Genomic DNA, 18,644 nt, shown 5'->3' with positions numbered 1-18,644 from the left:
CAGAAAATTCCAAAGGACATCACGCCGCCCAATATCGGCGAGAGTACCCAGGAGATCGCTATTTTACCGATCTTATCCCACTGCACGAGCCAGAATGCGGAAGTCTCTGCGGTATTAAGCAGGGCGCCTAGCGTAAGCCCCGAGCCCACGATACCGCCGATGATCGCATGAGTAGTAGATACGGGCAAGCCCTTTCTGCTAGCAAAAAGTAGCCACGCGCCAGCCGCAAAAAGCGCGCTCATCATTACATAGATAAAATCTCTCGGATGTACGTCCATTTTGCTAAGATCGATTATGCCGCTGCGGATCGTCGAGGTTACTTCGCCGCCTGCGATTACCGCGCCGCTTGCTTCAAATACCGCCGCGATACAAAGGGCTTGCGCGATGCTAAGAGTGCCGCTTCCGACGCTGGTGCCGAAGGAATTTGCCACGTCGTTTCCGCCGATATTAAAGGCCATAAAAATGCCCAAAAATACCGAAACTAAAAATAGCATTTTATCGCCGCTTCCTATAAAACCGAATCCCCAGATAAGAAAATAGATTGTTACGCCGCAGAATATGCCGTAGAAAATGAGACTTATCTTGCTAGATTTCATAGCTCTCCCTTAAAATCCGCGAAATTTTACCACACGCGCCTTAATCCCCACTAAATCGCACGAGAGAGGTATATTAAATTTTACTTTTAAAAGCGAATTTAGTGGCGTGCGCTAAGCTTTATTAAATTAATACTTCGTTACAATCCACATTAAATTTTAAAACCGAGGCGAAAAATGTCTAGAATTCCGCTGCAAAGCCCGTATTTCGGAATATTCGTAATGCTAATCCTAGCCTTTTGCGTCTTTTCGCTCATCGTTAAACTATCCTCTTTGGTAGGCTCGCGTTTAGCAGACAGGCGCGATGAGCGGCTAAAGGGCGAAATTTACGAAAGCGGCCCCGAGGCCGTCAAGCAGCCTAACCGAATGAACTCCCACTTTTTTTTGATAGCCGTGCTTTTCATACTTTTTGACGTCGAAATTATCTTTATGTTTCCGTGGGCGGTAAATTTTAAAATTTTAGGCGTGTTCGGGCTCGTGGAGATGGCGTTTTTCATCGTATTGTTAGGCATCGGATTCATCTACGCCTGGAAAAAAGGAGCGCTAAATTGGCAGAGCATAAGATAAACTACGCGCGCGAAAACGGGCTTCCCGTAGTTCTCACCACCGTCGATAAACTGATCGCGTGGGGCAGGAGCAACTCTTTGTGGGCGATGACGTACGGGCTTGCGTGCTGCGCGATCGAGATGATGGCGGCGGGCGCGGGCAGATTTGACTTCGACCGCTTCGGCACGATATTTCGTGCAAGCGCTAAGCAATCGGATGTGATGATAATCGCAGGCACGCTTAGCAAAAAGCACGCCGAGTTTACGCGCCGCCTATACGACGCGATGCCAGAGCCTAAATGGGTTATCAGTATGGGCAGCTGCGCCAATACCGGAGGGATGTTTAATACCTACGCTACGGTGCAGGGCTGCGACCGCATAGTGCCCGTGGATATCTATCTGCCAGGATGCGCGCCGCGCCCCGAGACGCTGCAGTTTGCTATGATGGTGCTGCAAAAAAAGATCCGCACCCAAACCCCGCGCCGCGCGCAAAAGGCAAAAAGGCTGATCTGATGAGAAAATTTAATCCCAAAGGCGATCAGAGTAAAAAAAATTACTACAAAGACAGATTTTTTATCCCCGAGGAAACGCCGAAGTTGGAGGTAGCCAAAAGCGATTTAAAAGACGATCTGGACGCGCTTGAAGGCGTCCAAATTTTAAACTCATATGTGGAATTTAACACCCTCGTGCTCTATGTGGAGTCTGCGCAAAATTTAGTAGCGCTGCATGCGCTTAAGAGCGCGGGATATGAAATTTTATGCGAGCTAAGCGGCGTGGATTTTACCGAGGCTCGCGGCGGCATCGAGGTTTTTTATCAGCTTTTGGATATCAAAAGGGCGCGCCGCGCGCGGCTAAAGTGCTTCGTGCCGAATGAGAGCTTTTTGCAAAGCGCTGCGGGCATCTACAAAAGCGCGAACTGGGCGGAGCGCGAGCTATACGATATGATGGGCGTTTGGATTGAAAATCATCCAAATTTAGCGCGCCTAATAATGCCTGATGATTGGTTCGGACACCCGCTTTTGAAGTCCTATCCGCTGCAAGGAGACGAGTTTGCCAAGTGGTACGAGGTGGATAAAATTTTTGGGGTTGGCGCGCGCGAACGGATCGGCGAAGAAAACCGAAATTCCGCATTCGTGGACGAAAAAGATACCTTTAACTTCGCGCGGCTCTATCACGAGGGCGGTTACGGAGTGCCGCGGCCGCAAGAGAAAATTTTACAAGAATATCAGGAAGAGGGCGGCGTGCGTTTCGTAAAACGCGCCAAACGCGGAATTTACAAGATCATCACAAAGAGAAAATAATGCAAAATCCAAGCAAGCTAAGACCGTTTTTCGAAAACATCGAGTACGAGCGCGAGGGCGCGAATATGATCTTAAATTTCGGTCCGCAGCATCCAAGCGCGCACGGCCAGCTAAAGCTCGTGTTGGAGCTTGATGGCGAGCGTATCGTGCGTGCGCGCCCGGGCGTAGGCTATATGCACCGAGGCATCGAAAAGATGGCCGAAAATATGATCTACGCGGAATTTGTTCCCGTAACAGACCGCATCGATTACGTCGCATCGGGCTCAAACAACTACGGCTTTTGCGCCGCGGTCGAGAAGCTCTGCGGCATCGAAGTGCCGCGCCGCGCGCAGATCATCCGCACGATCTTACTGGAGCTTAATCGTATCAGCTCGCACCTTCTGTTTTTGGGTACGCACGCGCTTGATATCGGCGCGATGACGGTGTTTCTCTACTGCTTTCGCTCGCGCGAATACATACTTGATCTCATAGAGAAATACTGCGGCGCGCGCCTTACGCACAATCATATCAAAATCGGCGGCGTCTTTTTGGATCTGCCTAATGGCTGGTTAGAAGAGATGTTGAAATTTTGCGACGAATTCCCGAGCGATATTAAAGAATTTGAAGATATGCTCGATACGAATAGAATTTGGCTGATGCGAACCGAGGGCGTGGGCGTGATCTCGCACGAAGATGCCCTTAGCTGCGGCTGTAGCGGAGTGAGCTTGCGCGCTAGCGGGCATGCGTGGGATATCCGAAAAGAAGAGCCCTATCTCATCTACGACGAGCTTGATTTCGACGTGCCGTATGCGAGCGAGGGCGACTGCTACGCGCGCTATAAGTGCTATATGGCGGAGATGCGCGAGAGCCTTAAAATTTTGCGCCAGTGCGCGAAACACTATCCGCTAAGCGATCCGCAAATTTTAGCGATCGATCCCGCTTACGTAAATCCGAGCAAAGAGCAGATCATGACGCAAAACTACTCGCTGATGCAGCATTTTGTGCTGGTTACGCAGGGCCTGCGCCCGCCTGTGGGCGAAATTTACGCCGCGAGCGAGAGTCCTAAGGGCGAGCTTGGATTTTATATCCGCTCGATGGGCGAAAGCCGCCCGTACCGCCTTAAGATCCGCACGCCGAGCTTTTGGCATTGTGCGGTCTATGAGGAAATTTTACCGGGGCAGTATCTTGCCGACGCCGCGGCGATCATCGGCAGCACGAATATTATCTTAGGCGAGGTGGATCGATGAAGCGATATGATTTGAGGCATCTGGGCGATAAATTTTTAAACCGCATGGGCGAAATTTTAAAAAATTCCGCTCGCGGCGAGACGATGATCTTTATGTTTGAGATGGGCGATTTCAGCGCGGTTCAAAAGAGCGCCGATCTGGTGGAAGGGCTAAATTCCACGCTTTTAAGCTCGATCCGCTATAACCAAGTCGATTGGATGGTCGTCGCCAAAAAGGGGAGAGGATGAAAATTTTAAATTTCGCGTCGCTGCTTAGCCTGCAAAATCCCGCGCTTGCAGAAGGTTTTAAGAGCGCTGAAATTTTAAGCGTATCGCCGCTGCAAGACCCGCATCTTCCCGGCGAGCTGATAAAATGCGAGATCGGCGCGCAAAGCTTCGTGCTGGCGCTAATCTGCGCTAGCTTTTGCGACGAGAAATATTTTGCGGATCTGGATCTGGAGTATCTAAGCGGCGAAAGCAGCGTGGGCGAGGAGGAGATCGAGCAGATCGCGGAGTTTTTACGGGGAGGCTGCGACGCGCTTTTGATCGATGATGCGCTTATTAAAACTCATCCCGACGCCGAAAATATCAAAGCCTTTCTGTCTCTCATAGCGGCGAAGTTAGGGGTTAAAATTTTAAGCTTACGCGGCGAGCGAGCGGATTTTGGCGCGCAAGGGCGGGTAAATTTAAGCCCTCTAAAAGAGCCTGAGAATTTCGACGGCGCTGTGGTTTTCAAACACGGCGCGGACGATAGCTTCGTCGGCGGAAGGTATTTTAGCATGGTCGCAAAAATCAAGGACGGCGATCGCGTCCGTATCAAAACGCCGCACCTAAATTTGGAAAAAGAATTTATTTTGGATGAGGAGCTAAAGGGCACGATTGCGCTTTTGGGCTCGGGCGGGCAGGGCTTTGGTGGTTATAATTTCGAACTCGCAGAAATTTCTAAGGTTTAAAATGGCAAAGATCACGATCGACGGTAAAGCTTGCGAGTGCGACGAGGGCGAGTATATCTTGCAGGTCGCGCGTCGCTGCGGCGTTTTTATCCCAGCGCTTTGTTATCTAAGCGGCGGTACGCCGACGCTCGCATGCAGGCTTTGTATGGTCGAAGCGGACGGCAAGCGTGTCTATAGCTGCAACGCCAAAGCCAAAGACGGCATGGTTGTTTACAGCCGCAGCCCCGAGATTGACGCCGAGCGCGAGGCGATTACGCAGGTTTATTGTATCAACCATCCGATGGCGTGCGGGGTTTGCGATCAAAGCGGCGAGTGCGAGCTTCAAAATTTAGCCCATCTGATGCGCACAAATACCCAAAGCTACGCTATCCGCGATACGGCGCGCGAGGTGCAGGATTGGGGGTATTTAAGCTATGATCCTAGCCTTTGTATCGTCTGCGAGCGCTGTATTACCGCCGCGAAGGACCGCTTGGGCGTAGATGCGTTTAAGCTCGTTCCGCGCGGCGGAGACGCGCTAAGTAAGGAGCAAAAGGACGCGATGCCTAAAGACGCCTACGCCGTATGGAACAAGCTGCAAAAAAGTCTAATCGCGCGGGTTAACGATGAGGATGATTGCGTAAACTACGGCGAGAGCGCGGCGGTCTGCCCGACGGGGGCTCTGGTAGAGAGCGCGTTTAAATACGTTTCAAACGCCTGGGAACTGCGTCAAATCCCCGCTTCCAACCCGCATAGCAGTGATTGCGAACTGCTTTATTACGAGATCAAGCGCCGCGGCATAGGCGACCCGCGTGAAAAAATTTATCGCGTTAGCAGCGACATAAATTTCAGCGTTCTGCATGCAGGAGCGCGCTTCGGCTGGGATTTTTCAAACGAGCGGGCGAGCAAAAACGAAGCGGTTTTTAACCGCATCGTGCGCGGCATCGAGGACGGCGAGATCAAAAATATCAAATTTAATAGCTTCATCACCAACGAAGAAGCGCGGATTTTAGAGCTTTTGCGGCAAAAATTTAAGCTCGCTCTGATTAACGACGAAGCGCTTGCGTATCAAAAATTCCTGCGCGAATTTTCTAAGCTTAGCGGCACGAAATTTTATAATGCGGATTCGCAGACGGTTAAAAACAGCGATTTCATCGTAGTTTGCGGCACGTTTTTACGTAGCGACGCGCCAAATCTGGGCTATGCGGTAAACAGCGCCTGCAAGCTAAATAAGGCAAGCGGGATCTATTTTCATCCGTTTTGCGACGAGGGCATTAAGGGTTTTAGTAAAAATTTCATCCATCAGCCGCACGCCACGGGCTTGGAGGCGCAGATCCTGCTTTGGATCTTGCAGAAATTCGGACGCGATCTGCCTGGGTGGTTGGATGCGAAACTCGCGGCGGAATTTAAAATTTCGCTCGCCGCGGCGAAGCAAAATTTAGATGAGAAATCTGCAGATTCGCAAAATCCTGAGAATTCTACGGAGGTAAATGGCACTAAGAACGTTGCGAGTGCGAGCGGCGACGCAGATTCCGCAAGCGCGGACGGCAATGCTGAAAATTCCGTGCAGAATTCCGAAAATCCTGCGGAAAGTAAAATTTCAAATTTTGCCGTAGCGCTCGGGCTGGACGAGCAAAAAGTGGATGAGCTTTTGGCTAAAAAGGAGAGTTTTTCGCTCATCATCGGCGAGGATTTCATCCGCACGCCAAATAGCGCCATGCTTGCGCGTCTAGCGGGCTTGGTGCAGCGCTACACGCCGCTAAAAGTGCTAGTGGTGCCGCCGCGTACAAACAGCCTGGGCGTCGCGCTCATCTGTGAGCTTAGTGCGCAAACGAGCGCGGGCGAGACGCTAGGCTACAATGAAGCGGGCGATATTAGTTTCGGCGTGCTGGAAGCGGATCTGGACGCGCCTAGCTTGGTGCAGCAGGAGGGCACGTTTACGAACTATGACAAGCGCGTGGTGCTCACCAATGCGGCGCTTGATTACGGCGGATACGAGCTAAACGATATTGCCTGTGCGCTTGGGGTTTGCGCGGAGCATGCGATCGGCTATACGCCTAGCTTGGGCGCGGATTTTGAGCCGATTAAATTTGACGATTTAGAAAATTTCTACGACAACGGCGGCGCAAATCACCGCGGATATGAGTTACGAAACAAGGAGCTCGCCGCTAGCGAGGAGGAGTTTGAAATTTTGCCTTCCGTGCCGCTTAAAGTAGGCGAGGGCGAAATTTTAATCTATGAGGCAAATCCGCTGCATCAATTCAATAAATTTAGCGGCGCAAGCAGCGCTCTGGGCGAAGCGGGCGCGCTGTATCTAAGCCCCGGCATCGCCGAAGCTCTGGGCGTGAGCGCGGGCGACGTCGTTAAAATTTACCAAGCGGACGGCGCGAGCAACGATAAAAAAACTGGCGGCGCAGGCAAAACGAGTGCCGCTAATGATAAAAGCGGCACCGGTCGCGCTAAAAAAACGGATCGCGCAAGCGCCGCGCATAAAGCCGGCGGCGCCGGTGATGAAAATAGCGAAAACGGCGCGACTGAGCTCGTAAATTTAAAATGCGAAATCGTCGTTAGCGTAAAGATCGATCCAGGCTTTAGCGGGGCGTATCTGCCGTATTTTGACGAGAAGCTGCGCGGCGAGATATTTTTCAAAACCTCGCGCTATGCAAGCGTGAAAATCGAGAAAATTTCAAATTCCAAAGGAGAGGGCAGATGAGCGATAGTGCATTTTATTTCGTAGCTACCGTCTTAAAGGCGCTCGTGATTTTAGCCGTCATCGCGCTACTCTCGGGGCTTGCAACCTATGCCGAGCGTAAGGTGCTTGCCTTTATGCAGCGCAGGATCGGACCCTCTATGGTCGGGCCTGCGGGGCTTTTGCAGGTGGGCGCTGATATGATAAAGCTTTTTACTAAAGAGGACGCGATCCCTGCGCGGGCGAATAAGCTTCTTTTTAAAATCGCGCCGATAATCTCTGCTACGGGCGCTTTCGTGGCGCTTTCGGTAGTGCCGCTGCTGCCGGAGTTTACGATCGGCGGGCGAACCATCCAGCCGATTTTAAGCGATATAAATGTGGGAATTTTATTTTTGCTCGGAGCTAGCGGCACCTGCGTTTACGGACTGCTGATCGGAGGGCTTGCGAGCTACAATAAATGGGGCACGATAGGCGCGTTTCGCGCGTTTTTGCAGATCACCTGCTTTGAGGTGATAAACGGCCTTAGCCTGATCCCTATCGTGATGATCACGGGCTCGCTCTCGCTCATCGACATCGTAAGCGCGCAAAGCGGCGGTATTGACAAGTGGTTTATCTGGAAAGAGCCCGTCTGCTTCGCGCTCTTTCTCATCGCAACCTTTGTAGAGTGCAACCGCACGCCGCTGTGTCTCACCGAAAACGAAACCGAGATCGTAGCGGGCGCTGGTACGGCGTATTCGGGCATGCGCTGGGGTATGTTTTTTATCGGCGAATACGCCAATATCATAACCTACTCCGTCGTTACGACGCTGCTGTTTTTGGGCGGATTCAACGCGTTTTGGTTTATCCCTGGCGGCGTTATGATGGTGTTAAAATCAAGCCTCGTGTTTTTCTGCTTCCTATGGGCGCGCGCGGCGTGGCCGCATCTGCCCCCCGATCAGCTGATGGGGCTTTGCTGGAAATTCTGCATGCCGTTAGCTCTTGCTTGCGTGCTAATTACCGCGCTAGCGATCGTTTAAGGAGGGTTGCGATGGCAAGATACGCCCAGATCGATAAACGAGCCCCTATTAAATCCGGCGGTGATAAGCTTCGCAGATTCCTAACCCGCACCTTTAGCGGCGAACTTTTCGTGGGGCTGTGGGTCGTTCTAAAAAATATGTTTAAGCGCGGCGGCTCGCATACGCTTCGGTATCCTATGGAAAAATTTGTCATGCCGCCTAGATACCGCGGCGTGCACAAGCTTATGCGCTTGCTTGAAAGCGGTAGCGAGCGCTGCATCGGATGCGGCTTGTGCGAGAAGATCTGCGTGGCGAACTGCATCGCGATGGAGACAAGCCTCGGCAGCGATGGCCGCAAAAAGGTAGATAACTATTCGATAAATTTAGGGCGCTGCGTCTATTGCGGGCTCTGCGCGGACGTCTGCCCCGAGATCGCTATCGTGCACGGCTGCGAATACGAGCTTGCGAGCGAACAGCGGGCATACTACGGCTTCAAAGAGGATCTTTTAATTCGCGGCGAAAATTTATGTTTAAACGGCGCAGCGCAGGAGTTTGCGGGCTACGGCAGCCTGGATGAAAACGCGGGCGCGCTGATCAAGATGACGCCGAACGCTTATATAAAAAACGACGCCGCAAGCGACGAGCCAAGCTTAAAGAGCGCGGATTCAAATTTAAAAAACAGCGCCGCGGAAAGCTCCAAAAAAGAGGGTGCCGCTAGCGATAAAATTCTATTTTCGGGCGGCGCGGGCTTAAGCGGCGAAATTTTATCCGAGCGGCAAAATACCGAACGGGCGAGCTTAAAGGAAAGCTCCGCCGCAGACGCCGAAAATTCTAAAGAGAATTCTATTGCGGGCGCTGAAAATTCTGCGCCCGATTCGCAGCGAAATTCCAAAGAAAGCTCCGCCTCGCAAAGCGCCAACGATTCCGCCGCTCAAAGTAAAAATTTTAAAGAGAATTCGGTTGCGCCGCACGTCGAGAATTCCACAGGCGGTCTTGCTACGGACGGCGATTCTGGGGAAAATTCTAAAGAAAATTCTGCCATGCAAGACGCGGGGAGTTCCGCCGCGCGAGGTAAAAAATCTAAGGCAAATTCCAAAAAGAATTCCGCCGCGGACGCTGAAAATTCTACGCTTGATTCGGCGCGGAATTCCAAAGAAAATTCCGCCTCTCAAAGCGCAGAAGATTCCTCAGCGCAGGGGGATGAGCAATGATACAAACGCTTGCATTTTATTTTTTCAGCGCGGTTTGCCTGGCACTTTTCGGCATCAGCGTTTTTAGCAAAAACGTCCTTTACGCCCTTAGCGCGCTCGCCGGCGGCATGGTCTTTATGAGCGGATTTTTCTTCTTGCTGGACGCGGAGTTTTTGGGCGTAGTGCAGATTATAGTTTATACCGGTGCCGTGATCGTGCTTTACGGCTTTGCACTGATGTTTTTGGGCGCGGATAAAAACGTAAGCGAGCCGAAAAAAGGAGCAAGGCTATTTTTTGCGCTTAGCGGCGTGATCGCATTTTTACTCGTGATTATCGTGCTCGGCGCGGTGGTTGCGAACAATGTAGAAACGCTTAAAATTTTAAATACCGACGATACCGAGGCGCTTGGGATGATTATCTTTACGAAATATCTGGCGATTTTCGAGCTTGCAGCCGTGATGCTGCTCGTGGCGATGATCTGCGCTATCGTGCTTGCGCATAAGCAGATGGACGCGAGCCTGAGCTACGAAGAGAGCGAGGGATAAAATGGGTCTAAATCACTATCTGATCGTCGCTGCGATGATGTTTGGGCTCGGGCTTGCGGGTATGATGAAGCGACGGAATTTAATAATGCTCTTTTTTTCGAGCGAAATTTTATTAAACGCCGCAAATTTAGCCCTCGTCGCCGTGGCGAAATTTTACGACAATATAAACGGCGAAATTTTTGCGCTTTTCATCGTAGCGATAGCCGCGAGCGAGATGGCCGTGGGGCTTGGGCTGCTCATCTTGTGGTATAAGAAAACGGGCAGCATCGAACTTGACAGCTTCGTAAATTTTAAAAATCCTTCCAAGGATGGGCCTGATGCTTGATACCGTTTTTGTATGGCTCTTAATCGCCCTTTTCGCACCGCTTGCCTCGGCGATCTTCGCAGGCGTTTTCATTCGCGCCAAAGATAAGATGTTCATTGGCGTAATCTGCTCGGCGCTGGTGATTTTAAGTACTATCGCGTCGCTTGCTTTGATGGAGCTCGTCTCCGATAACCGCCTAATCAGCGTAAATTTAGCCAATTTCATAAGCACGGGATTTTTGGATGCAAAATTTAGCTTTCTTATAGATAGCGTAAGTGCGGTGATGATGGTGGTCGTAGGTATCGTTTCCAGCGTAGTGCATGTGTATTCGATCTATTATATGTGGGATGATGAAAACTTCTCTAAATTTTTCAGCTTCCTGGGGCTTTTCGTTTTTTCGATGCTGGTTTTGGTAACGAGCGATAATTTTTTAGGACTTTTCATCGGCTGGGAGGGGGTCGGACTCTGCTCGTGGCTGTTAATAGGCTTTTGGTACGACAGGAGCAATTACAGCTGGTGCGCCAACGAAGCTTTCATAATGAACCGCATCGCAGACCTTGGAATGTTGCTTGGAATTTTTCTGATCTATTTAAATTTCGGCTCGCTGCGCTACGAGGTAGTGTTTGCGAACGCAGCGAGCTTAGAGCCTGAAATTTTAACCCTGATCGCAGCGCTTTTATTCATCGGCGCGATGGGCAAAAGCGCGCAGTTCCCGTTCCATACCTGGCTTGCCGACGCGATGGCGGGTCCGACGCCCGTATCCGCGCTTATTCACGCAGCGACGATGGTTACGGCGGGCGTTTATCTGGTAATCCGCGCAAATGCGATTTTCGCGCTCGCGCCGGAAGTAAGCGGCTTTATCGTCTGCTTGGGCGCTTTTGTGGCGGTCTTTGCGGCATCGATGGCGCTGGTTCATAACGATCTTAAAAAGATCATCGCCTACTCCACGCTTTCGCAGCTTGGCTATATGTTCGTAGCCGCGGGGCTCGGGGCGTATTGGATCGCGCTATTTCATCTGGCGACGCATGCGTTTTTCAAAGCGCTTCTATTTTTGGGGGCGGGCAACGTAATGCACGCGATGAAAGACGATCTAAATATCCAAAATATGGGCGGATTATATAAGTTTATGCGGCCTACGGCGATTTTAATGTGCATAGGCTCGCTCGCGCTTTGCGGATTTTATCCGTTCGCGGGCTTTTTCTCAAAAGATAAAATTTTAGAAGCGGCGTGGAGCGCGGACGCGTATTTCATCTGGGCGCTGCTGTTTGCGGGCGCTGCGATGACGACATTTTACAGCGTACGACTAATAATGCTCGTGTTTTTCGGCAAGCAAAAATTTACCTACCATCCGCACGAGGCGAAAGGCTTTGCCCTCATTGCGATGGGCGTGTTAGCCGTGCCTGCGGCAATCGCGGGCTTTTTCGAGCACGATTTTGCTGAGTTCGTGCTTAGCATACTTCCGGGCTTTAAAGCTTCGATCCCGCACGGCGTGGAGGTAATTTTGATCGCTCTAACGCTAGCGATGATAAGCGCGGTGGCGATCGGCACGATTTGGACATACGGCAAGGGTAAATTTAGCCAAAATTTAAAGAGTTGCAAATTTTATAAAATTTTGATCGCTCAGTATTTTATCCCGCAAATTTATGAGCGCGTGATCGTGCGCGGATACGCTAAGCTTAGCGAGATCTGCGCTAAATGCGACGGCGCGATCATAGACGCCAGCGTCGACTTGATCGCTCGCACCGCGGTAAAAAGCGGCGAAGGAGCGGATCGCGTAAGCAATAGCGGAGATTTGAGCGCAAATTTAAGGTGGATGGTTTTGGGATCTTTCATTTTGCTGATTTTGGCGTTTGCGCTGTGAGGTGGGCATGGAATACTTTTTAAGTTTGGTTATATTTTTTCCGGCGGTAGCTGCGGTTTTGGGCTTTTTGATCGATGAAGCGAGCATCAAGACCTACGCCGTTACGATGAGCTTTATAGAGTTCGTGCTTTCGCTCGTTTTGTGGATACTCTACGAGCCGGTGGACGGTATCGCGTTTAGCGTGCTGCACCCTTTCATAAGCGAATACGGTATCAACTACTTCATCGGCGTGGACGGAATTTCGCTGTTTTTAGTGATCCTAAGCACGCTGGTTACCTTTTTGGCGCTACTTAGCCTAAGCATTAAAGAGCGCGCCAAAAATTTAATCATCTGCATTTTGTTTTTAGAGATGACGATGGTGGGCGTTTTTGTGGCGCTGGATGCGATTTTGTTTTACATCTTTTGGGAACTTTCGCTTATTCCGATGCTCTACATCATCGGCGCGTGGGGCAGCGGCAAGAGAATTTACGCCGCGGTGAAATTTTTCATCTACACCTTTTTAGGTTCGATGTTTCTACTCGTAGGGCTCGTAGCGATGAGCTATTTCTATCACGAGGCTACGGGCGAGTATAGCTTTAATATCCTAAACTGGCAGAGCCTGTCGCTGCCGCTTAGCACGCAAATTCCTCTATTTTTGGCATTTTCGGTCGCTTTTGCGATCAAGACGCCTTGCTTTCCTTTTCATACCTGGCTTCCGTACGCGCACGGGCAGGCTCCTACGATAGGCTCGGTTCTGCTTGCCGCGGTGCTTCTTAAGATGGGCACATACGGCTTCGTGCGATTTTCGCTGCCGCTATTTCCCGACGCGAGCGTGCATTTTAGCGGGATGATGTGCGCCGTAGCGATCGTTATGATCATCTATGCAAGCTCCATCGCCTTTGCGCAAAAGGACATCAAGCAGGTTATCGCGTATAGCTCGATCGCGCATATGGGCGTCATAATGCTAGGAATTTTTTCAATGAGCCGCGAAGGAATGAGCGGCGCGGTATTCTTGATGATCAGCCACGGTATCGTAAGCGGCGGGCTTTTTATGCTCGTGGGCTTTTTGTACGACCGCAGGCGCACGAAGCTTTTCAGCGAGTTCGGCGGGCTTGCGCGGGTGATGCCGCTTTATGCGTTTTGTTTTTGCGTCGTGCTACTAGGCTCGATAGGTCTTCCGCTTACGATTGGCTTCGTGGGAGAATTTCTAAGCCTTGTAGGAATTTTTAAAATAAGCTTTAGCTACGCGCTCTTGGGCGGACTCGGCATCATAATGGGCGCGATCTATTCGATGAATCTTTATAAAAAGACCTTCTTCGGCGCGCTCGTACATGAGGAGAATAAGAAGCTAAGCGATCTAAACAGAACCGAGCTTTGCTCTATCGTCCCGATCTGCGCGCTGGTGGTGGCGCTGGGCGTCGCGCCGAATTTGATGCTAAAGAGTATCGAGCCCAGCGTGACGCAAAGCCTTGAGCTGATGTTTAACAAAGCCTCTCAGACCGCGACCCGCGCCTATATGGAAAAAGCAAATTTTAAGGTAAGAAGCGATGCAAAATAATCTTTTAAATTTAGCCTCGATCGCGCCTATGGCGATACTCGGAGGATTTGCCCTGCTGATGCTCGCGGTTTCGCTTTTTGCGCGCACGCTATCGTATAAATTTTACGCCGTCATCACGATACTGGCGCTAGCTCTGGGCTTCGGGCTTGTTTTTGGATACAATAGCGGCATACGCGGGCTTTTTGACGTGATGCTGGTGGACGGAATCGCGACGCTATCGATGCTTATCATGCTCGCAGGCTCGATATTTTTCATCTTTCTGTCTTTGGGCGCAAGAAGCGCGCACGAGTACCACACGGCGGAGTTTTTCGTGCTGTTTTTATTGGTGCTCGTGGGCTATGAATTTATGGTCGCGAGCGAAAATTTAATGATGATCCTCGTTGGGCTTGAGACGGGCTCGCTGGCGCTTTATACGCTAATCGCGCTTCACAATCGCGCCAGATCAGTCGAAGCGGCGCTAAAATACTTCATAATGGGCGCGCTGGGATCGGGCTTTTTCGCATTCGGCGCGGCGATGTTTTTTCTATCGACCGGCTCTATGGAAATTTCAAATATCGCGCAGATCGCCAAGAGTTCAAATTTACAAACCAACGTCCTGCTTTTCGCCGCTTGCTCATTTATGATCGTCTCGATAGGATTTAAGCTCTCGCTGATCCCGTTTCACACCTGGACGCCCGACGTTTACGAGGGTGCGAGCTCGGCTATGGCGGGCTTTTTGTCCGTCGTGCCCAAGATCGCGGGCTTTGTCGTGGCGATCAGGCTATTTGAAGCGCTGCAAAGCATCGGCGTGCAGTGGCTAAACATTGTGCTCTACGCCGTAGCGGTGCTTACGATGAGCTTAGCGAACCTTATGGCGCTCGTGCAGCGCGACGTCAAGCGGATGCTGGCTTTCAGCTCCATTTCGCACGCAGGCTTTGTGCTCTGCGCGATCGTGATCGGCTCGACGCAGGCAAACGCCGCACTTTTCACCTACTGGATCCTATATGCCGTGGCGAACTTCGGCGCGTTTGCGTTCATCTGGTGCGTACGGCAAAGGCGCGCGCGCTCGTTAAATTTAAAATTTAAAACCCAAAGTCTCGCTTTAAATTTAAACGCAAACGGCGAGAGCTCTATCTCAAATGCAAGGCCGTCTTTTTCGCAAAATCATGAGCCGAGCTTTGCCGGCGAGTTAAATTTAGGCGCGAGCGGGCAAAATTCAGCCTGCGCCGAGTGGAGCGTTAAAGCGAGCGAGCAAAATTCTAAAGCAAACGGGCAAAATTTGAAAGCGAGCGAGCTCAGCGCGGAAGCGAGCCTTTTCGGCACTAAAACTTGCGAGCCCGGCGCCGAAATTTGCGAGCAAAGCTCTAAATTTACAGCTCGCTTCGAGCATCCGTTTGAGAAATTTGACGGGCTGATCCGCACCCATCCGCTCTTTGCGCTATGCGCGGCGATCTTTATGCTCTCGCTTGCGGGCATTCCGCCGTTTAGCGTGTTTTGGGGCAAGATGTATCTGCTAAGCGCCGCGGTCAATTCGGGCTATTTCGCCCTCGCCGTAATCATGGCGGTAAATAGCGCGCTCGCGCTGTATTACTACCTGCGTCTTATCGTGCGTATGTTTTTGCACGAGCCGCGGGAGGACGCGGAGTTTGACGGCTCGCTGAGCACGGTCTCCGTGCAGATAAAATTCGCCGTCGTGCTAGCTAGCGTGGCATGCGTGCTGGCGCCGTTTTTAGTGAAATTCCTAACCGGAGCAGTAAATAATTTCGTCTTTTTAAGCGGGTATTGAGCTAAAATTTTAAGCGCGAATTGAACCCATCGCGCTTTGCCAACAAGGAGAGATATGTTTTTGGGCGAGCTAAGTGCTGACGGCTACGGTTTTGCGCTGCTTGAGCCGCGCGATTTGAGTGAGTTTTTAAAGGAGCGAAAATGCAGAGCAAAAAAGCTTCTAAGCTACTGGGACGCGCACAAGCAGCTGTTTTATGACGCCGTAAAGGGCGCTAAAGCTTTACCTTTCTACCCGCTTACGGTGCGCAGCTATGAGATCTTCGTTTGCATTGACGAGGAGTTTGCGCCGTCTGCGGGCTACGAAGTGGCTTTCAAGCGCGATAGGCTGTATTTCGCCCCGCAAAGCGACTCCGCGATCCTAGCGAGCTTCGATGCTTTGCAGTATCGTTTCGATGAGCTAAAAAGCGACGAACTCGAGCTAGGCTATGAGTGCCAAAGCGGCGCTGCGGGCAAGATGCGAAAATTTAATTCCACGCTCAAACTTGGCTTGCAAAGCGGCACTTACGAGCTTTGCGTCGTTGGGCTAAAAAACAGCTCGCAGCACCCCGAGAAATACGGCTACGCCTTTATTTTCAAGCGTAACGCAAGCGCGGAAAATCAAAATTTTGATAGGCTTGATAACGATAAATTTAGCTTTGATATTTGCGAAGGTGATTAAATTTAACCTGAGCTTCGCGCCGCACGAGATCTCGGCGCGACCCGCAAAATTTTAAAGATACGACCGGCGCGGTAAATTTAAATCTAAATTTTACTTCCTTGTCTCACTTTTTTCTAGCAAGCGCACAAATTTTGATAAATTTTGATTTTAAATCTCGCGGCGAAGAAATTTTAAAATTTCACGCTCCAGCTCTTGCGGCGGTGCTGAAATTTTATCCGCGAACTGCGAGCGGTTGAAGGTGCGTTGGCGCTTTGCAAGCTGTACCGTGTGTAGGCTTACGAGCTGCTCGCACTGCGCCCGCGAGATCTGTCCGCGCAAGAGCTGCCCGCACTCCTTTAGCCCGATGCAGCCTAGCGCCCTGCACTCTGAGCCGTAGCGAGCGAATAAAAACTCCGCTTCCTCTAAAAGCCCGCGCTCAAACATCGCCTTCGTGCGCGCCTCGATGCGTCCTGCAAGCCACTGCTTGGGCGCGTCGATCTCAAAAATTTTAATATCCGAAATGACGGGCGCGGCGGTGTTTTCGCGCAGAAATTTACTCGGAGCCTCGCCGCAAAATTTATAGATACTTAGCCATTTTTTTAAACGAAAACTGTCAGACGCGCTAAATTTTGCGGCAAATTCCGGATCGATCCGCCGCGCTAGTGCGTAAATTTCATCGTTTGAAATTTCGCTTTTGAAATCGGGAACCTTCGGCGCCAGCCCGCTTAGCATCGCTTTGAGATAAAATCCGCTGCCGCCCGTGATTATCAAAGGCGCGCCGCTACGCTCCGCAAAAGCCCGCGCGGCGGCGTATTCTTTGATAAACTCGCCGACGCTGAAGTACTCGTTTGGATAGATTAAATTTACGCCGAAGTGCTTGATCTCGCGCAGCTGCTCCTTGCTTGGCTTGGCGCTTGCGATGTCGATTTGCCGGTAAATGCAGAGCGAATCGAGGCTTAAAATCACGGCGTCCATTTCGCGCGCGATACTTAGCGCAAGATCGCTTTTACCGCTTGCGGTGGTGCCGATGATCGCGATCTGCGGACTTGCATGCGAGTTTTGATTTTGGCTCAAGGCGTTTCCCTTCGTAAATTTTTCGTTCAAATTATATCAAATTTAGAGCTATTCTTACTTTTTTTTGATACAATGGTGCCCAAAATAAGGGGCGAAATGGCTAAATTTAAAGAAATTTTATCCGATATCAACGAATTAATAGTTTTTAAACACTCGGTTTTCGCGCTGCCGTTTATCTTTACGGCGATGATTACTGCGAGCAAGCTGCAAAACGGCTCGATATGGTTCGGCTGGAAGTTGCTTTTTTTAGGGATTTTATGCGCGGTAAGCGCTAGAAGCTTCGCGATGGCGCTAAATCGTTACTTGGACGAGGACATCGACCGCACCAATCCGCGCTGTGCTTCACGTCCTAGCGTGGACGGACGGATCGGGCGCGGGAATTTGCTGCTTTTCATAATCGCGAACGCGGTGGTTTTCATAGCGGTTTCGGCGTTTATAAATCCTTTGGCACTTAAGCTTTCGGTGCCGATTTTAGCGGCATTGGGCGGGTATTCGTATTTTAAGCGCTTTAGCGAAACGGCGCATTTAATGCTAGGCTTTTGCCTGGGGCTTGCGCCGATTGCGGGCTCAATCGCTGTTAGCGGCGAAATTCCGCTATGGTCGGTGCTGCTATGCCTCGGGGTAGTATTTTGGGTAGGCGGCTTTGACGTGCTGTATTCGCTTCAAGATATGGAATTTGACCGCAGCAACGGGCTTTACAGCATCCCTGCGCTTTACGGCAAGGAAGCGTCGATGTTTATCTCTAAAATTTTTCATACCGTGGCGGTACTTTTTTGGCTGCTGTTTTGCGTGGCGGCAAATTTAGGCTTTTTTGCCTATCTTGGTGTGGCTGCGTGCGCGGCGATCCTGTACTTCGAGCATAGGATCGTGCAGAAAGATTTTAGCAAGATTGATCGCGCGTTTTTCACGCTCAATGGCTACTTGGGCATCGCCTTTTTTGCTTTTGTTTTTGTAAATTTATTTTAAGGAACCCCTATGGATCTTAACACTCTCATCATTTTAGGACTTTGCGTCGTTATATTTTTGATGTTTTTCGTCATATATTTTAAGGATAAGCAAGCGGATAAAAAATTCGAGCGCTTCGATCAGGTTCTGACCGACGCTATGCAGGAAAATTATCTGCTTAAAAAGAAGGTCGAGGAGCTAAAAGAGATGATCGATTCGGGCGGCAAAGTCGCTCCTAATATCGATATAAACGCGATTGCCGACGTAATCGACGAGACGATAGAGCAGAGACTAGATGTAGTGCCTACGATGATCGACGAGCGGGTAGAAAAGCAGATCAGACCGCTTCTGGATCAGCTTAAAGAGCTCATCGGCTCGGTAAGAAAATAGCCAGAGCAATATAAAAATAAAATTTTGCAAAATCGCTTTGTTTTTTATATAATCGCCGCAAATTGATATTAAGGCAAAATATGCTAATTGATAAATTTGGACGAACGATCGATTATTTGCGCATTTCTGTTACGCAGCGGT

General features: G+C 50.5%; 18 protein-coding genes and 1 pseudogene. 17 read left to right on the top strand and 2 right to left on the bottom strand.

Annotated elements, in window-relative coordinates; all coding sequences use genetic code 11:
• On the bottom strand, window positions 1-596 hold a 596-nt coding region (locus tag Q0605_RS03130; protein WP_298704166.1), incomplete at its 3' end, for an inorganic phosphate transporter.
• Between the two features lie 174 nt (window positions 597-770).
• Here Q0605_RS03130 and Q0605_RS03125 point away from each other — a divergent pair.
• The 15 genes and pseudogenes from Q0605_RS03125 to Q0605_RS03055 all read left to right on the top strand — a co-directional run bounded on the left by Q0605_RS03125 (window position 771) and on the right by Q0605_RS03055 (window position 16,115).
• A complete protein-coding gene (locus tag Q0605_RS03125; RefSeq protein ID WP_005869774.1) occupies window positions 771-1,160 on the top strand; it encodes an NAD(P)H-quinone oxidoreductase subunit 3 in 390 nt (129 codons plus the stop codon).
• On the top strand, window positions 1,142-1,651 hold the full coding sequence (locus Q0605_RS03120; RefSeq protein WP_005869772.1) for an NADH-quinone oxidoreductase subunit B: 510 nt from the start codon (window positions 1,142-1,144) through the stop codon (window positions 1,649-1,651). The genes Q0605_RS03125 and Q0605_RS03120 overlap by 19 nt, the downstream gene beginning before the upstream one ends.
• Complete coding sequence (locus tag Q0605_RS03115) at window positions 1,651-2,439, top strand: NADH-quinone oxidoreductase subunit C (RefSeq protein WP_298704164.1); 789 nt, start codon at window positions 1,651-1,653, stop codon at window positions 2,437-2,439. The genes Q0605_RS03120 and Q0605_RS03115 overlap by 1 nt, the downstream gene beginning before the upstream one ends.
• Window positions 2,439-3,665: an NADH dehydrogenase (quinone) subunit D gene (gene nuoD / locus Q0605_RS03110; protein ID WP_298704162.1), complete on the top strand. Its 1,227-nt coding sequence runs from the start codon at window positions 2,439-2,441 to the stop codon at window positions 3,663-3,665. Before Q0605_RS03115 ends, nuoD begins: the two co-directional genes overlap by 1 nt.
• Window positions 3,662-3,892, top strand: coding sequence for an NADH-ubiquinone oxidoreductase subunit E family protein (locus Q0605_RS03105; protein ID WP_177386790.1), 231 nt, complete (start codon window positions 3,662-3,664; stop codon window positions 3,890-3,892). The genes nuoD and Q0605_RS03105 overlap by 4 nt, the downstream gene beginning before the upstream one ends.
• On the top strand, window positions 3,889-4,596 hold the full coding sequence (locus tag Q0605_RS03100; RefSeq protein ID WP_298704160.1) for a hypothetical protein: 708 nt from the start codon (window positions 3,889-3,891) through the stop codon (window positions 4,594-4,596). Before Q0605_RS03105 ends, Q0605_RS03100 begins: the two co-directional genes overlap by 4 nt.
• 1 nt (window position 4,597) lies before the next feature.
• The gene (locus tag Q0605_RS03095; RefSeq protein WP_298704158.1) at window positions 4,598-7,285 is read left to right on the top strand and encodes an NADH-quinone oxidoreductase subunit G; all 2,688 of its coding nucleotides are present in this window, start codon (window positions 4,598-4,600) and stop codon (window positions 7,283-7,285) included.
• A complete protein-coding gene (nuoH, locus tag Q0605_RS03090; protein ID WP_298704156.1) occupies window positions 7,282-8,277 on the top strand; it encodes an NADH-quinone oxidoreductase subunit NuoH in 996 nt (331 codons plus the stop codon). The genes Q0605_RS03095 and nuoH overlap by 4 nt, the downstream gene beginning before the upstream one ends.
• Window positions 8,278-8,288: 11 nt before the next feature.
• Window positions 8,289-8,873: pseudogene (nuoI, locus tag Q0605_RS03085) on the top strand (NADH-quinone oxidoreductase subunit NuoI); the annotation flags it as partial.
• Between the two features lie 590 nt (window positions 8,874-9,463).
• Window positions 9,464-9,991: an NADH-quinone oxidoreductase subunit J gene (locus tag Q0605_RS03080; protein ID WP_297900582.1), complete on the top strand. Its 528-nt coding sequence runs from the start codon at window positions 9,464-9,466 to the stop codon at window positions 9,989-9,991.
• 1 nt (window position 9,992) lies between these two features.
• The gene (nuoK, locus tag Q0605_RS03075; protein ID WP_005869753.1) at window positions 9,993-10,316 is read left to right on the top strand and encodes an NADH-quinone oxidoreductase subunit NuoK; all 324 of its coding nucleotides are present in this window, start codon (window positions 9,993-9,995) and stop codon (window positions 10,314-10,316) included.
• Window positions 10,309-12,156 (top strand): NADH-quinone oxidoreductase subunit L, encoded by a 1,848-nt coding sequence (gene nuoL / locus Q0605_RS03070; protein WP_298704153.1) that lies wholly within the window; start codon window positions 10,309-10,311, stop codon window positions 12,154-12,156. The genes nuoK and nuoL overlap by 8 nt, the downstream gene beginning before the upstream one ends.
• Before the next feature lie 7 nt (window positions 12,157-12,163).
• On the top strand, window positions 12,164-13,693 hold the full coding sequence (locus Q0605_RS03065; RefSeq protein ID WP_298704151.1) for an NADH-quinone oxidoreductase subunit M: 1,530 nt from the start codon (window positions 12,164-12,166) through the stop codon (window positions 13,691-13,693).
• Window positions 13,683-15,458 (top strand): NADH-quinone oxidoreductase subunit N, encoded by a 1,776-nt coding sequence (locus tag Q0605_RS03060; protein ID WP_298704149.1) that lies wholly within the window; start codon window positions 13,683-13,685, stop codon window positions 15,456-15,458. Before Q0605_RS03065 ends, Q0605_RS03060 begins: the two co-directional genes overlap by 11 nt.
• A 54-nt stretch (window positions 15,459-15,512) precedes the next feature.
• Window positions 15,513-16,115, top strand: coding sequence for a hypothetical protein (locus Q0605_RS03055; protein ID WP_298704147.1), 603 nt, complete (start codon window positions 15,513-15,515; stop codon window positions 16,113-16,115).
• Between the two features lie 147 nt (window positions 16,116-16,262).
• On the opposite strand, the gene miaA is transcribed toward Q0605_RS03055, so the two are convergent.
• Entirely contained in the window at window positions 16,263-17,168 is a 906-nt protein-coding gene (gene miaA / locus Q0605_RS03050) for a tRNA (adenosine(37)-N6)-dimethylallyltransferase MiaA (protein ID WP_298704145.1), read from the bottom strand.
• A 96-nt stretch (window positions 17,169-17,264) separates the two neighbouring features.
• On the opposite strand from miaA, the gene mqnP reads away from it, so the two are divergent.
• Together mqnP and Q0605_RS03040 are read left to right on the top strand one after the other, a co-directional pair.
• Complete coding sequence (mqnP, locus tag Q0605_RS03045) at window positions 17,265-18,134, top strand: menaquinone biosynthesis prenyltransferase MqnP (RefSeq protein WP_298704144.1); 870 nt, start codon at window positions 17,265-17,267, stop codon at window positions 18,132-18,134.
• 9 nt (window positions 18,135-18,143) lie between these two features.
• On the top strand, window positions 18,144-18,503 hold the full coding sequence (locus Q0605_RS03040) for a hypothetical protein (protein ID WP_298050929.1): 360 nt from the start codon (window positions 18,144-18,146) through the stop codon (window positions 18,501-18,503).
• The last annotated feature ends 141 nt before the right edge of the window (window positions 18,504-18,644 follow it).

This window comes from uncultured Campylobacter sp. (assembly GCF_938017705.1).
Lineage (GTDB): Bacteria > Campylobacterota > Campylobacteria > Campylobacterales > Campylobacteraceae > Campylobacter_B.
Note: the sequence above shows the minus strand (reverse complement) of the source record. Positions and strands in the feature narration are given on the sequence as shown.

What these genes read in the sequence shown, in the direction of transcription:
- Q0605_RS03125 (WP_005869774.1), top strand. Translation starts at nt 771, where the DNA reads ATGTCTAGAATTCCGCTGCAAAGCCCGTATTTCGGAATATTCGTAATG.
- Q0605_RS03115 (WP_298704164.1), top strand. Translation starts at nt 1,651, where the DNA reads ATGAGAAAATTTAATCCCAAAGGCGATCAGAGTAAAAAAAATTACTAC.
- nuoD (WP_298704162.1), top strand. Translation starts at nt 2,439, where the DNA reads ATGCAAAATCCAAGCAAGCTAAGACCGTTTTTCGAAAACATCGAGTAC.
- Q0605_RS03105 (WP_177386790.1), top strand. Translation starts at nt 3,662, where the DNA reads ATGAAGCGATATGATTTGAGGCATCTGGGCGATAAATTTTTAAACCGC.
- Q0605_RS03100 (WP_298704160.1), top strand. Translation starts at nt 3,889, where the DNA reads ATGAAAATTTTAAATTTCGCGTCGCTGCTTAGCCTGCAAAATCCCGCG.
- Q0605_RS03095 (WP_298704158.1), top strand. Translation starts at nt 4,598, where the DNA reads ATGGCAAAGATCACGATCGACGGTAAAGCTTGCGAGTGCGACGAGGGC.
- nuoH (WP_298704156.1), top strand. Translation starts at nt 7,282, where the DNA reads ATGAGCGATAGTGCATTTTATTTCGTAGCTACCGTCTTAAAGGCGCTC.
- Q0605_RS03080 (WP_297900582.1), top strand. Translation starts at nt 9,464, where the DNA reads ATGATACAAACGCTTGCATTTTATTTTTTCAGCGCGGTTTGCCTGGCA.
- nuoK (WP_005869753.1), top strand. Translation starts at nt 9,993, where the DNA reads ATGGGTCTAAATCACTATCTGATCGTCGCTGCGATGATGTTTGGGCTC.
- nuoL (WP_298704153.1), top strand. Translation starts at nt 10,309, where the DNA reads ATGCTTGATACCGTTTTTGTATGGCTCTTAATCGCCCTTTTCGCACCG.
- Q0605_RS03065 (WP_298704151.1), top strand. Translation starts at nt 12,164, where the DNA reads ATGGAATACTTTTTAAGTTTGGTTATATTTTTTCCGGCGGTAGCTGCG.
- Q0605_RS03060 (WP_298704149.1), top strand. Translation starts at nt 13,683, where the DNA reads ATGCAAAATAATCTTTTAAATTTAGCCTCGATCGCGCCTATGGCGATA.
- Q0605_RS03055 (WP_298704147.1), top strand. Translation starts at nt 15,513, where the DNA reads ATGTTTTTGGGCGAGCTAAGTGCTGACGGCTACGGTTTTGCGCTGCTT.
- mqnP (WP_298704144.1), top strand. Translation starts at nt 17,265, where the DNA reads ATGGCTAAATTTAAAGAAATTTTATCCGATATCAACGAATTAATAGTT.
- Q0605_RS03040 (WP_298050929.1), top strand. Translation starts at nt 18,144, where the DNA reads ATGGATCTTAACACTCTCATCATTTTAGGACTTTGCGTCGTTATATTT.